At 45.9% G+C, this 14,546-nt stretch carries 14 protein-coding genes and 1 riboswitch; of the genes, 7 read left to right on the forward strand and 7 right to left on the reverse strand.

Annotated elements, in window-relative coordinates; all coding sequences use genetic code 11:
* The first annotated feature begins 39 nt into the window (after positions 1-39).
* Positions 40-142, forward strand: a riboswitch (TPP riboswitch).
* The 5 genes from thiO to VX941_03380 all read left to right on the forward strand — a co-directional run bounded on the left by thiO (position 132) and on the right by VX941_03380 (position 4,394).
* Positions 132-1,307 (forward strand): glycine oxidase ThiO, encoded by a 1,176-nt coding sequence (gene thiO, locus VX941_03360; protein ID MEE2932443.1) that lies wholly within the window; start codon positions 132-134, stop codon positions 1,305-1,307. It overlaps the preceding riboswitch by 11 nt.
* A gap of 10 nt (positions 1,308-1,317) precedes the next feature.
* Entirely contained in the window at positions 1,318-1,527 is a 210-nt protein-coding gene (gene thiS / locus VX941_03365; protein MEE2932444.1) for a sulfur carrier protein ThiS, read from the forward strand.
* A 3-nt stretch (positions 1,528-1,530) separates the two neighbouring features.
* Complete coding sequence (locus VX941_03370; GenBank protein MEE2932445.1) at positions 1,531-2,313, forward strand: thiazole synthase; 783 nt, start codon at positions 1,531-1,533, stop codon at positions 2,311-2,313.
* Positions 2,310-2,927 (forward strand): thiamine phosphate synthase, encoded by a 618-nt coding sequence (locus VX941_03375; GenBank protein ID MEE2932446.1) that lies wholly within the window; start codon positions 2,310-2,312, stop codon positions 2,925-2,927. The genes VX941_03370 and VX941_03375 overlap by 4 nt, the downstream gene beginning before the upstream one ends.
* Positions 2,928-3,005: 78 nt before the next feature.
* Positions 3,006-4,394, forward strand: a complete 1,389-nt coding sequence (locus VX941_03380; GenBank protein MEE2932447.1) for a leucyl aminopeptidase family protein — start codon at positions 3,006-3,008, stop codon at positions 4,392-4,394.
* 133 nt (positions 4,395-4,527) lie between these two features.
* Here the strand turns inward: VX941_03380 and VX941_03385 are convergent, their stop codons facing one another.
* Genes VX941_03385 through VX941_03415 form a run of 7 tightly spaced genes read right to left on the reverse strand, consistent with a single transcriptional unit; the run spans position 4,528 to position 12,602 of the window.
* Positions 4,528-5,463, reverse strand: coding sequence for a glyoxylate/hydroxypyruvate reductase A (locus VX941_03385; protein MEE2932448.1), 936 nt, complete (start codon positions 5,461-5,463; stop codon positions 4,528-4,530).
* Between the two features lie 10 nt (positions 5,464-5,473).
* Positions 5,474-7,114, reverse strand: coding sequence for an ABC transporter ATP-binding protein (locus VX941_03390; protein ID MEE2932449.1), 1,641 nt, complete (start codon positions 7,112-7,114; stop codon positions 5,474-5,476).
* Positions 7,115-7,118: 4 nt separating this feature from the next.
* Positions 7,119-8,174 carry an ABC transporter permease gene (locus VX941_03395; protein MEE2932450.1) on the reverse strand — a complete coding sequence of 352 codons (1,056 nt, stop codon included), beginning with the start codon at positions 8,172-8,174 and terminating at the stop codon, positions 7,119-7,121.
* A 9-nt stretch (positions 8,175-8,183) separates the two neighbouring features.
* Positions 8,184-9,296, reverse strand: a complete 1,113-nt coding sequence (locus VX941_03400) for a microcin C ABC transporter permease YejB (GenBank protein MEE2932451.1) — start codon at positions 9,294-9,296, stop codon at positions 8,184-8,186.
* Between the two features lie 19 nt (positions 9,297-9,315).
* Positions 9,316-11,184: an extracellular solute-binding protein gene (locus tag VX941_03405; GenBank protein MEE2932452.1), complete on the reverse strand. Its 1,869-nt coding sequence runs from the start codon at positions 11,182-11,184 to the stop codon at positions 9,316-9,318.
* Positions 11,185-11,238: 54 nt separating this feature from the next.
* Complete coding sequence (gene hisN, locus VX941_03410) at positions 11,239-12,018, reverse strand: histidinol-phosphatase (protein MEE2932453.1); 780 nt, start codon at positions 12,016-12,018, stop codon at positions 11,239-11,241.
* 38 nt (positions 12,019-12,056) lie between these two features.
* Complete coding sequence (locus VX941_03415) at positions 12,057-12,602, reverse strand: cytochrome c family protein (protein MEE2932454.1); 546 nt, start codon at positions 12,600-12,602, stop codon at positions 12,057-12,059.
* 213 nt (positions 12,603-12,815) lie between these two features.
* Here VX941_03415 and VX941_03420 point away from each other — a divergent pair, with 213 nt between their 5' ends.
* Together VX941_03420 and VX941_03425 are read left to right on the forward strand one after the other, a co-directional pair.
* Positions 12,816-13,559: a 3-deoxy-manno-octulosonate cytidylyltransferase gene (locus VX941_03420; GenBank protein MEE2932455.1), complete on the forward strand. Its 744-nt coding sequence runs from the start codon at positions 12,816-12,818 to the stop codon at positions 13,557-13,559.
* A gap of 34 nt (positions 13,560-13,593) precedes the next feature.
* The gene (locus VX941_03425) at positions 13,594-14,451 is read left to right on the forward strand and encodes a prephenate dehydratase (GenBank protein ID MEE2932456.1); all 858 of its coding nucleotides are present in this window, start codon (positions 13,594-13,596) and stop codon (positions 14,449-14,451) included.
* Positions 14,452-14,546: the final 95 nt, after the last annotated feature.

The following is a 14,546-nucleotide window of genomic DNA, read 5'->3' on the forward strand; positions in this document are numbered from 1 at the left end:
TGAAATTCACCGTCCCCAAGCGCTATTCTAAAATCTTAATGTCTCTTACTGGGGTGCTGGCGTAAACTTGCGTCGGCTGAGAGCATACCCATACAACCTGATGTGGCCTAATGCCAGTGCAGGGAGTTGTTGTGTCTAATATAAATTGTGAAAACAGCTTGAGAAACACGGTAGTCATAATTGGCGCAGGTGTGTGTGGCCTCAGCATCGGTTGGCAACTTGCTGAAGCAGGAGCGAAAGTAACTATTTTTGAAAAATCTGAGCCTGGCAGGGGGGCCACTTGGGCGGCCGCTGGCATGTTGGCTGCGCGCGCAGAAGCCGAGCCAGGCGAACAAGCGCTTCTCAGCCTCAATTTAAAATCCCAAGAATATTGGCCCGAATTTAGAAATAGGTTGGAAGAAGCAACCGGGGTGTCCATTGGCTATCGTGATGAAGGTACAATCATAGTAGCGCTTGACCGTGATGACGCTGCAGACCTAGAGTTCAATTATAAATTACAGGCTGGCCTCGGTTTAGATACGAATTGGTTGAGTGGCTCTGAAGCCCGGGAAAAAGAGCCTTTTCTCTCACCCAAAATAAATAGTGCAATATTCAGCCCCTTAGATCATCAAGTAGATAACAGAGATCTCGTTAATGCGCTTAGGATAGCCTTCGTCAGGGCAGGGGGAGATCTAAAGATTTACAGTGAAGTAGATTCGATTGTAACGGAAAATGGAAGCGTTCGCGGTGTTCACTCAAATGGTGAGGAAATACCAGCCCAATATGTTGTATTGGCTGCTGGTGCTTGGTCGCGTACAATTCGAGGGTTAGCGAAAGCGGATCTGCCCCCTGTCAGACCGCTAAAAGGCCAGATGCTTGCATTAAGAATGGATCCCAATAAACCACTTTTAAGGCATGTCCTTTGGGCACCTAAGGGTATCTATATGGTTCCACGAAACGATGGAAGGCTACTGATTGGCGCAACGGTGGAAGAAAAAGATTTTAATGCGGAACTTACCGCAGGAGGTATTCTGCATCTCCTAAGAGAAAGCTGGGAGGCTTTGCCAGGAATAGACGAACTCGAGATTGACGAAATGTGGACCGGCCATCGGCCTACTAGCCGCGACGACGCACCTATACTCGGCCCAACGTCGGTTGAGGGACTAATTATTGCTACGGGCCATCATCGTAATGGAATTTTACTCGCACCAATTACAGCTAAAACTATAAGCCAGTTGATATTGACGGGGGACTTGCCGAAAGAGATTGAACCCTTTGGGATTGAACGATTCAGAAAAGCTAAAAACAGAACCCCGCATGCTGCATGAGGTGCCTAAGATGAGTAAAAAAATAACTATAAATGGAGAAAAACGGAAGATTGGGGCAGCCACTGTGGTCGATCTTCTTATGACTGAATCGATAAATCCTACGGCAAAATTTGTAGCAGTTGCCATAAATGGAAGTGTTATCCCCCGCCAAAGCTGGTCTGTCACAAAAGTCAAGACCGGTGACTCCGTCGAAATCGTCCAACCTGCGCCCGGAGGTTAAATAATGGGTACGCATGATCATGAAAAATTTAAGATTGCAGGAAGAGATTTCTCTTCACGATTACTTATTGGCAGTTCTGGTTTCCCCAATAACCAGGTAATGCTCGAATCAATTGAGGGTAGTGGTGCAGATATTGTCACTGTTGCAATTCGCAGGGTCGACCTTAGTGGTGCAGGAGAAAATATACTGGATCTTCTCGAAGATGATTATTCTATACTACCCAATACCGCAGGTTGCTACACTGCAAAAGACGCAGTGCTCACCGCTGAACTGGCCCGGGAAGCGCTTGGTACAAATTGGGTTAAACTCGAGGTAATAGGCGATCGAGACACGCTGTATCCTGATGCTGAACATCTGTTGACCGCAGCATCAGATTTAATTCGCGCTGATTTTACGGTGCTGCCTTATTGCACCGATGATCCGGTCACTTGCAAAAAACTTGCGGATCTTGGGTGTGCCGCTGTTATGCCTCTTGGTGCACCTATAGGATCAGGAATGGGGATCTTAAATCCCTATAATATTGAGATAATTCGTAGCTCAGTCTCCATCCCGGTGATCGTGGACGCCGGCATCGGGACTGCCTCTGACGCAGCTTTGGCAATGGAACTCGGCTGCGACGGCGTGCTGCTCGCTTCGGCCATTTCGCGAGCTCATAATCCCATAATGATGGCCAAGGCTATGAGGCAAGCAGTTAGTGCCGGGCGTTTAGCATACAGCGCTGGGAGGATACCGAGAAAACGTTATGCCCAGGCTTCCAGCCCCGAAGATGGCTTAATAAGTACGTGAATTTGCCTTCTCCACCTTTGTTACTAATCACCGATCAGAGTCAGGCCACTTGCCCACTGGTTGACGTGGTCGCTGCTGCTTTTGAAGGTGGCTGTCGATGGGTTATGATTCGAGAGAAAAATATTGGCCCAAAAACTTGCCAAAAATTATTGTCTGATATTAATCGGCAAGCAAAGCCTTTCGGCGCGGTGGTTACAATCAATGCCGACGTAAAGGCCGCTAATTTGGAGGATGCGGCAGGCGTCCACCTGCCGCAAAAAAAATATGATTTCCGTTCCCTTCGACTACAGGTGGGCCAGCAATCATTAATCGGAGTTTCTGTTCACAATATTATCGAAGGGAAAGCCGCAATAGGGGCCGACTATGTCACTGTAAGCCCCGTATTTAATACAGCCAGCAAGCCCGGATACGGACCTGCAATAGGTGTGAAAGGTTTCAAGGAAATCGCGCGTTCACTGCCAATGCCTACACTAGCTCTTGGTGGAATAAAACCCTCAAACGTTGCCCAACTTCGCAAGGGAGGCGCTGCGGGGGTTGCTGTTATGGGAAGTGTTATGCGGGCGGATGATCCCGCACAAAAAGTTAATGATATAGTTTCTGCATGGCACGGCTAGCTCATTATTGCCGTAAGCTCTCAGCACGAGTAAATTATAAAAAGAGCAAATGAATTTTTTAAATTTAACGAGGTTAGATTGGTTTTTTTAGATTGTTTTACAACTGAGGCGCAAGAACAACCGGTTGAAATAACCCCCGTCACTAAGGACACTTTCAGTGATTGGCTGGCCTCTCAATCTGGCCAATTGGCAAATTGGGTAAAAAAGACCGGATTTTATGCTGACCTTGGTAAGTCTCTCATACTTCCACCTGAGGACGGAGGTAAACCGTTAGGTGCACTTTTGGGGACTGAAGGGAAAAATGATATTTGGTCTTGGGGTGAGGCCGCAGAACATTTAGCGTCTGCTACCTACTCTATTGGCGGGAAACCAAATGATACCGACCTAGATAATGCAACTCTTGGTTGGGCCCTAGGCAGCTACGCATTCAATCGCTACAGACAATCAAAGAAACCTATATCCAAGTTAGCCGTTGCAGCCTCACCGACATTGACGACCATTTCAAATACGGCGCAGGCCATTTATCTGACAAGAGATCTCATCAATACACCAGCATCTGATATGGGACCGGGCGAGTTGGCAGCTTGTGCAAAAGATACAGCTGATCGTTTTAATGCCGTATGCAAGGTAATCACAGGAAACGATCTTTTGAGGGATAATTATCCAATGGTTCACGCGGTTGGCCGAGCATCAACGCGTGCACCAAGGCTTATCGATATTACGTGGGGGAAGCCAGACTGGCCAAAGGTTACGCTTGTTGGTAAAGGGGTATGTTTCGATACTGGAGGTCTTGATCTCAAGCCTTCGAGTGGAATGCTCATGATGAAAAAGGACATGGGAGGGGCGGCTCATGCACTCGGCCTTGGTCAACTTATAATGGCTAACCGATTAAATATTCGCCTGCGCATCCTAATTCCGGCAGTAGAAAATAGCGTCTCCGGTGATGCATTTCGGCCTATGGATGTGCTCAAAACACGCGACGGCATGTCCGTTGAGATTGGAAACACTGATGCAGAGGGGAGACTGATTCTTGGAGACGCACTAACTGAAGCAAGTGCTGAAAAACCGGATATTGTGATAAATTTTGCTACTCTCACTGGCGCTGCCCGCATTGCACTTGGCCCAGACCTAGCTGTTATGTTTAGTAACAATGATACACTTGCTAAGGATATAGAAGCCGGAGCAGATCAATGTGATGATCCGGTTTGGCGGCTTCCCCTTTGGAAACCATATCGACGTTTCCTTGACAGCAAAATTGCTGACATAAATAATGCGGGGCAAAGTCGCTTCGCTGGCGCCATAACCGCAGCACTTTTTTTAGAGGAATTTGTAAGCGAAAATATCGCTTGGGCACATTTTGATATTTATGGATGGAACCCTATCAAACGTATCGGAAGGCCAGTTGGTGGTGAGGCAATGGGTTTACGTGCGGTGTATGCAATGCTTGAGAAGAAATACTCGAAGTAAGTTTCTTCCTCTAGTGGCGGAATGAAGTAGACCAGAATGTTACACAAAGGGGCTTTAAAAAAGCCCTCAAATAAAATTTCCTAGACTCTTATTTTCGCATCGATAGCTAAAAATCACCTTATCCTGACGTCTATTAATAACCAACCGACGTATCAACAACATTTATAAGTGGTTGAGATGCATTTAAACGGTTGATATTGATAGCCAGAAGTTTGGCTGCTGTTTTTGGTTGAGTAACCGCTGCGTTATGTGGCGTGACAGTAACCTTTGGATGATTCCAAAATGGATGATCAGGAGGCAACGGTTCATTGCGAAATACGTCAAGCGTTACGTGGCTCAGTTGGCCATTATCGAGTGCCTCCAGTATATCCTCCTCAATCTGTTGACCTCCGCGGCCCGCATTTATTAGAGATGCTCCCATTGGTAATTGCGCGAATAAATCCTTATTAAGGATATCCTCAGTCTCAGACGTGAGTGGAAGCAAGCAAACTACAATCTCAGTGCCGCTCAGAAAGTCTTTAATACCCTCTTCTCCATGCATACACTCTACGCCGACTAATTCTTTTGGGTTTCGAGACCACCCTATGGTCTCGAAACCCAACCCCGATATTGCTTTAGCAGTTGGCCCTCCGATGGCACCAAGTCCCATAATCCCAACCCTACGCTCTGAAGCAAGTGGCGAAGGAAAGGTAATCCATTTGGCTGCGCGCTGATTTGTTTCCAAAAGTGTCTGGTTTCGATGATGCCTCAATACATGAAGGATTGAATATTCAACCATTCCTTGGGTAAGCGACTCATCCACCATTCGACATACAGGAACTTCTGCCGGTAATTCTGGATCATTAAGGAGAGAATCAACTCCGGCACCAACAGAGAACACAGCCCTAAGGTTCGGGAATGTCGCCAACATCCCTGGAGGTGGCTTCCAAACTAACGCAAATTCAATTTCACCGATATTACCGGGCTGTTGCCAAGGCCGCACGTCAAGATCGGGCAGCACTTCCTTAAGGGCTTTTTTCCAAGGCTCGTATCTATCAACGTCATCCTTTGAGAAAAATATTAATGCCATTACTACCAGCCTATTTCTTTAGGTTTGTTTCCAAAAACTCGCTACTGTTTTTATTTTGAAAAGCTGCCATGATAAGTTTTCGAGTGTAAGGATCTCGCGGAGCCTCAAACATACGGGATGAATGACCTTCTTCCACTAATTTTCCGTGCCGCATGACTATCACTCTGTCAGCAAGAGCTTTTACTACTTTAAGGTCGTGACTTATAAATAGATAGGCGAGTTTATGTCTGACTTGTAACGTACGAAGAAGGTTTACAATTTGAGCCTGGACCGAACGGTCAAGAGCCGATGTAGGTTCATCTAATACGATAAACCGCGGCCTTAAGACCAATGCCCGCGCGATAGCAATACGCTGACGCTGGCCTCCAGAAAATTCGTGGGGATAACGATTTCGATTTCCCGGTTGAATACCCACTTCTTTCAGAACGTTAACGACTAAGTCGTCACGGTCGCGTTTATTTTTCCCAATTTCATGGATGCGCAAGCCTTCCTCAACAATCTGGCCAACGGTCATCCGCGGGCTCAAGCTACCGAATGGATCTTGAAAAACAACTTGCATCTGCCGTCTGTAGGGACGCATCCCATTCGCTTTAAGATTTTGCAAGTCTTCCCCATCAAATCTAAGAATGCCCTCACTATCCTGCAACTTAAGCAGGGCCATACCCAGAGTGGTCTTCCCAGACCCTGATTCACCAACAATACCAACTGTCTCCCCTTCATGAATCTTGATGTTCATACCATCAACAGCGCGCACATAATCCACAATGCCGCGTAACAAACCCTTTCTTATCGGAAACCAAACCTTAATCTCTTTGCATTCCAATAACACTGGCGCTTTAGCGTCCACTGCAGGCTTGGACCCCTTGGGTTCGGCATCGAGCAATCGTTTGGTGTAAGCATGTGCCGGAGTCGAAAAAACTTTTTGTGTGTTGCCGGACTCTACAATCGACCCCTTCTCCATTACGCAAACCCTGTCGGAAATTTTCTCAACAACACCGAGGTCATGGGTGATGAAAAGGAGCGCCATCCCAAACTTGCGCTGCAAGTTTTTTAGTAATTCGAGAATTTGGGCCTGTAATGTAACATCTAACGCAGTGGTTGGCTCATCTGCGATTAATAGATCGGGTTCGTTCGCGAGTGCCATTGCAATCATTACTCGCTGCCGCTGGCCTCCTGATAGTTCGTGCGGAAAAGCACCCAGCCGCTGATCCGCGTTCTGAATACCTACCTCATTAAGCAACTCAATCACACGTTTGCGAAGCTGATTCTTGAGATAATATTTATGTTGAATTAAGGACTCTGCTATCTGTTTTTCGATGGTATGGAGTGGGTTAAGTGCTGTCATCGGCTCTTGGAAGATCATTGTTATTCTGTTGCCACGAACCCGCTCCAATATGTTACTACCGGCACCAAGAAGCTCATCACCCTTGAATTTAATAGAACCTGCCGGATGATATGCCGTTGTATAGGAAAGTAGTTGTAAAATTGAGAGCGCAATCACAGATTTTCCAGATCCCGATTCCCCAACTAGCGCAACGGTTTCCCCTTTGTTGACACTAAAAGAAACCCCCTTCACCGCTTGTATATCGCCGTCTGGAGATCGGAAGGATACTGCTAAGTTGCTTACGTGAAGGAGTGTTCTCTGGCACACAGTATCAACCTTTTCTAGGATCGAAGGCGTCGCGCACTGCCTCACCGATAAAGACTAATAAAGATAACATAACCGAAATAACGATGAAGGCCGTGATACCTAACCATGGGGCAAAAAGATTATCTTTACCTTGCTTAAGCAGTTCGCCCAATGAAGGTGACCCTGGCGGCAAACCAAATCCAAGAAAGTCCAGAGATGTCAATGTGATTACCGAGCCCGAAGTAATAAACGGCAAGAATGTTAAAGTTGCAACCATAGCGTTAGGCATCACATGCTGTGTTATAATTACCCGGTTCGACTGACCAAGAGCCCGTGCTGCTTTTACATATTCGAAATTACGCCCTCTAAGAAACTCTGCTCGTACTACACCCACAAGCCCAGGCCAACTGAATAAAAGCATCAACCCTAATAGCCACCAGAAATTTGGCTGCACAACACTCGCTAATATAATTAACATGTAAAGCATAGGTAATCCGACCCAAATTTCTATCACCCGTTGGCCTATGAGATCTATCAATCCTCCAAAATAGCCCTGTATCGCTCCAACAGCTATTCCAATCAAGGAGCTGAAAATCGTAAGAGCCAACCCGAATAGCACTGATATTCGAAACCCATAAATCATTCTAGAAAAGACATCTCGTGCCTGATCGTCCGTTCCTAACCAATTTTGTGTGGAAGGTGGAGAAGGTGCAGGGCCAGCCAAATCTGTGATATGGCTATCGTAACTGTAGCGGACAGGAGGCCAAATCATCCAACCATGAGCCTCTATTAACTTCTGTACATGCACATCCGTATAATCGGCCTCGGTCTCAAAATCGCCACCAAAATCTGTCTCCGAATAGAATTCAAAAATAGGAAAATAAACATCACTCTTAAACCAAATAACTACCGGTCGGTCATTTGCAATAAATTCAGCAAATAATGAAACCACAAATAAAAAGAGGAATATCCACAGAGACCAGAAACCCCTCTTGTTTTTGCGAAAATTATTCAATCGCCGTTGCATAAGAGGTGTGACTCTTAAATTCCTAACCTCCGATACTTCTAAAGAGTTCGCCATTTCAGCCACTCATATCTTTCTACCTTCGAAGTCAATACGAGGGTCAACAACGGTGTAAACGAGGTCGCTTACCAACTGAAGAACGAGACCTATCAAAGTAAAGAAATAAAGCGTGCCGAAGAGGACTGGATAGTCTCGGTTAACAGCTGCCTCAAACCCTAATAGCCCGAGCCCATCAAGTGAAAATATTACTTCTATAAGCAAAGAGCCGGTGAAAAGGATTCCTATAAAAGCGCTTGGAAAACCAGCAATGACAATCAACATAGCATTCCGAAAAATATGACCATAAAGAACATGTTTTTCTGTCAACCCCTTTGCCCGCGCTGTGATTACATATTGTTGATTTATTTGATCTAGAAAAGAATTCTTCGTCAACATTGTGAGCCCCGCAAAACCACCGATGACGAGAGAAAATATAGGGAGTGCCATGTGCCAGAGGTAATCGCCTATTAAAGCAAGAGTCGAAAGCTCACGCCAATCAGTTGAAACAAGACCACGTAGCGGAAACCAGTCGAGGTAACGACCACCCGCAAATAGCACGACAAGTAAGATTGCAAACAAAAAACCTGGCACAGCATTCCCAACGATTACCGCAGTACTGGACAAAACATCGAAACGACTGCCATCCCGTACAGCCTTGGCTATACCAAGCGGGATTGATATCAAATAAATTAGAAGTGCGCTCCATAAGCCCAGAGAAATTGATACCGGCATCTTTTCAATCACCAAAGACGTGACGCTCTGGTCAAGGAAGTAGCTATTGCCGAAGTCGAAGGTAATATAATTCCCTATCATAAAAAGAAACCGCTCGTACGCCGGTCTATCAAAGCCAAACTGCTTTTCAAGCTGTTTTATGAAAGCTGGATCAAGCCCCTGTGCACCCCGATATTTATTCTCAATTGAACCAGTTTGGCCCGTGGCCCCTTGCATGTCTCTTCCTGATTCTGGCGATGTATCACCTGCAAACTTAGCTGTGGCCGAGACTGCTGTTCCCTGTATTTCAGCTATCATCTGCTCCACCGGGCCGCCCGGAGCTACATGCACGATTGCAAAATTGATAAGCATTATTCCAAAAAGGGTTGGGATGATTAGGAGAAGTCGGCGAATGATGTAGCCTAGCATCACTACGAATAAGCGCTTCCTAGCGCCCCTCCCTCATCGTAGCACCATAGCCTGCGCGGCGTAGTGTCAAATCCTTCTTCGGATCAATCCACCATGCAGAAAAAACTATGCCGTTCTTAGGTGTTCTTACCGGCATACCAAACCTGTTCCAATAGACGATCCGGTCGTTATCAGTGTGCCAGTGCGGTATTACTAAATGCTGCCAGAGTAAAACCCTATCCAAGGCGTGGCTATGAGCGACAAGTTTTTTTCGGTCTGACGCTGCAATCAATCCTTCGACCAACTCATCTACAACATTATTCTTAAGCCCAGAAAGGTTACGACTGCCAATTCTGCCTGCAGCGTTAGATGTCCAATACATCCGCTGCTCGTTGCCAGGCGAAGAGCTCTGCCCCCAAGTTGTGACAACCATATCAAAATCGAAACTCTGGGTGCGTTTCTGATACTGCGCTGAGTCCACAGTTCGCACATGCGCGACTATACCGAGCTTTTTTAAGTTTTTCTTGAACGGCAGAGCTATCCTTTCAAATAGGGGGCTTACCAGAAGGATCTCAAATTCGAGTGGTTGGCCAGACTCTTGGTGAACAAGTCTCCGCAGACCCCTATCAAATTTCCAACCCGCCCTTTTTAATAGATTGCGAGCCTTTCGAAGATTATCGCGGTTGTTCCCTGATCCATCGGTTTCAGGAGCAGTGTAGGAAGAACTAAAAACTTCCTGGGGTAATTCCGTACGATATGGTTCTAGTATAACAAGTTCTTCTGCCGAGGGCGTGCCTAACGCAGACAACTCAGAATTAGCGAAAAAGCTCTGTGTACGCTTATATTGACCGTAAAACAGGGTTTTGTTGGACCATTCAAAATCGAAGGCATAGCTTAGAGCTTCTCGAACCCTGCGGTCATTGAAGACTTGACGGCGCGTATTGAAAACAAATCCCTGCATTCCTTGTGTACGTTCATGCTTAAAGGAACGCTTCATTAAAAAACCTTTCCTCAACGCAGGGATCTTATAACCGGTTGCCCAAGCCTTTGATGAATTTTCTTGCCGAAAGTCAAACCGACCCGCTTTGAACGCCTCTAATGCGACCGTGCCGTCTCGAAAATATTCATAAACAATCTGCCTGAAATTGTGACGACCTCGGTTTACGGGCAATTCCCGCCCCCAATAATTCTCTACTCTTTCGTAGGTAATTGAACGATTAGGCTCGTAACTTTTAATTTTATATGGACCACTGCCGAGTGGCGGACTCAGCGTTGTTTTGGTTGGGTCACGATTTTCCCAATAATGCTTTGGGAAAACCTGTAACTGTCCCAAAATCAAGGGCAACTCTCTGTTCTTTCCTGGCTCAAACGAAAATTTAACTCGCCGTTTGCCAATTTTTTCTACCTTTGAAACGTTGCCATAGTAAAACCGATAATAGGGGTGCCCTTTAGTCAAAAGGAAGTTGAAACTCCAAATCAAGTCAGCCGCAGAGATAGGACGCCCATCGTGCCAATAGGCTCCCTTACGCAAAGTAAAAATAGCCCAAGACCTATCTTTTGGGACTTCAATAGACTCAGCTAACAACCCATACATAGAAAATGGTTCGTCAGCTGAGCTTTCCATCAAAGTATCATATATTCTATTTAAACCTGCCGCCTTCCGACCTTTTATAATGAAGGTATTAAAAGTATCGTATCCACCGATAGAGCCAAGACGCACTGTACCCCCTTTTGGAGCTCCTGGATTCACATATTCAAAATTCCTGAAATTATCTGGGTATTTCAATTTTCCGTGCATCGCAATGCCGTGTCCACGATACAAGTGATCAGATGCATTACCCACACCGTAGTTCGAAAATAAAAACAGAGCAGAGATTAGATAGATAGATACAGATTCAAAAAATTTCATGGCAGTGACTTAAGCGGGTGGAGATATGAATTCAAGCAACATCATTTCATCCAATTATGGGTTCAAATACTGCAGAGCTTCATCTCTGGTTTCTATATTCGCTGCCGCGAGGACGTGCCCGTCTGAAGCAATTCCCAATGGTTTGCCCGTCCAATCACAGACAGTGCCGCCGGCACCTTCTATCACCGGAACTAAAGCCATGTAATCGTATGGTTTCATCTTGGCCTCAACGACAAGATCAACAAATCCAGACGCAAGCAGCCCGTAGGCATAGCAATCCCCACCAAACCGCGCTTGCCTAACCGCTGAGCTCAATCGAGAAAATTTTACTTCGTCAGTTGTACCGTCAAACATGGACGGGTGTGTAGAGTACATGGAGGATTCGCTCAGCTCTGAAAAGGTTTTGGTAGCTACCGTGTTGCCGTTAAAAGTTGACCCTATACCACTGATGCCAAGCCAACGTTCACCAATTATAGGCTGGTCGATGACCCCGATCTTAGGAATCCCCTCTACCACCAACGCTATCAATGTACCAAAGATTGGCATGCCCGTAATAAACGATTGCGTACCATCAATAGGGTCCAATACCCAGATGTGTGAAGCATCCTCGCGAACTGCTCCAAATTCTTCCCCAATTATACCGTGTTCGGGAAAAATTTTTTCAATGCGCTGTGTTATGGCTTCCTCCGCACTTCTATCAGCAATTGTAACCGGACTTTCATCACCTTTTAGATCAACGGTTAAAGGCGCCCGAAAGTACTTACGCAGAATAGCACCACTCACATCCGCGAGTGCCGACGCTACTTCGGCAAGGCTTATGAGGTCATTCTTCATAACCATCCATGGCTAAGGACACCGAGGCATGTTTCAGATCACGGGAGCGGCTGTGGGTTATCACTCAGTGACCTCATGTAGGCTATTAGCGAGGCACGATCTTTTGCTTTTTTCAAACCCACAAAGCTCATCTTAGTACCTTTGACGTATTTTTTTGGTTTCCATAGGAACTTGTTTAGCTCAGCGTATGTCCACTCACCCTTAAGTTTTTTAAATGCACTTGAGTAACCATACCCAGTAGCCGCAGCCTGCTTTTTACCAATGGTTTGCCACAAATTAGGTCCAATGCGGTTTTTGCCACCCTTAGCAAAGGTGTGACAGGCAGTACACTTCTTAGCAACTTTTTGACCGGAACTCACACTAGCTTTTGCGAGTAATGGAATGATTGGTTCAGGGCCGGCCGGTATTGAGGTTCCTTTGGGAATATTGGCTACGACTGTGCCCCCATCTATTGAGTAGGCCTGTTTTTCAAGCATCTTGGGCTGGTAAATAAAGCTGGTGATAAATGCCGCTGTCATGGCAATAAGAGCGGCCCCTATTATTGCTGCAGCCAATTTGTTAAAGAATAAAGGATCGTTAAACATTATCGACCTCAAACCTTCATTATTGATGAAACTTCTGCAAATGCAGTGATTTAATTATTAGTTAACGAAACGATGTAATCTTACTACACTAGTTTATATCAATTAGACTAAATGCCAAAGTTGGTGCTTTCGGTCAACCTCGCGTCATAATGCCACACAAATCCATTTTGCTGAATAGTCCGTTCATACAAAATTAGACACAATAACATTCAAATGGAGGTAACAACGAAACCTATTATTTTAATTCCAGCGCGATTAGCAGCAACTCGGTTTCCTAACAAACCGCTTGCTCCAATGCATGGAGAACCAATGATTACCCACGTCTGGAAACGAGCGGTAGAAACTGGAATAGGCCCCGTCATAGTAGCGGCTGGAGACCAAGAAATTGTTGATGTAATATGTCGAGCTGGGGGCAAGGCATTACTCACAGACCCTGGGCTTCCGTCTGGGTCAGATCGAATCCATGCGGCTTTGTGTGAATATGATCGCGCCCTTAAATACGACGTTGTCATAAATGTCCAAGGAGATCTTCCGACTATAGATACTAAAGCAATACAAACCTGCCTCCTACCTTTGGCAAATGAAGAAGTCGACATCGCCACCATTGGCGCTGTCATAAAGAGAAAGGCAGAGTTCTCCGATCCAAATGTTGTCAAGGCTATTGCATCTGTTCCGAAAGGCAAGAAAGTGGGCCGTTGTTTATATTTCACCCGTGCCACAGCACCCGCCGGTGATGGCCCTCTCATTCATCACATAGGGCTCTATGCCTACCGTCGCGCCGCGCTCGAGCAATTCGTAACACTACCTTCAGGAGTGCTGGAGGAACGCGAGGCATTGGAGCAACTACGTGCGCTTGAAGCTGGCTTGCGAATTGATATAGCGCTCGTTGACACGGTCCCCATCGGTGTCGATACTCCTAGTGACCTAGACCGTGCAGCCAGTTTATTGCAGCTGTAGAGATGGCTGTGTAGAGTTTTTCAGGATGAAAAAAATGAAAACCGAGAATAAGATCGCTTTTCAGGGATCGCCTGGTGCTTTTTCCGACATGTCGTGTCGCGCCAATTTTCCTGATATGACACCGTTACCTTGTCCAACATTTGAAGATACTTTCCAAGCGGTTTATGAGGGACAAGCAAAGCTCGCAATGATACCGATTGAAAATACTGTCGCCGGTAGAGTAGCTGATATCCATCAAATCCTCCCCAATTCAGGGCTCCACATCATTGCTGAGAATTTCCATCGTGTTCAGCATCACCTGCTCGCAATCAGGGGGGCAAAAATTGACCAGATAAAAACCATACATTCACACGTGCACGCGCTATCCCAATGTCGGAAAGTAATCCGAGAACTAGGCCTAACGACGGTCATTCATGCTGACACTGCCGGCGCCGCGATGGACTTGGCTAAATTTAAAAAAGCTGACATGGGCGTGATAGCATCAGCGCTAGCGGCCGAAATCTATGAACTAGATATCCTAAAGAATAATATTGAGGATGAAACGCATAACACCACTCGATTTGTCGTGATGGCAAAAGTTCCAATAGACCCAGATCCAAGCATGGGAACTATTGTTACCTCATTCCTCTTCCGAGTGCGCAATGTTCCAGCAGCACTCTATAAGGCACTGGGCGGATTTGCTACCAACAACATTAATGTAACCAAATTAGAGTCGTATATGGTACGAGGCCAGTTCACTGCCACTCAGTTTTATATAGACATAGAGGGACACCCTGACGACGACAAGGTAAGGCTCGCTATGGAAGAATTAAGTTTTTTCAGCCGAGAGGTAAAAATTTTAGGGGTTTATCCCGGAGCTGCATATAGAGAGAATCAGGGAAATCCTACTTAATACATTAAAATGCCATTTTGCTGGAAACCCGTTCCAATAGGATTGATTGATCGGTTTATGAGCTCTTAATACACATGGTAGTATCAAATTCGCTC

This window comes from Pseudomonadota bacterium, assembly GCA_036339585.1.
GTDB lineage: Bacteria > Pseudomonadota > Alphaproteobacteria > UBA8366 > UBA8366 > UBA8366.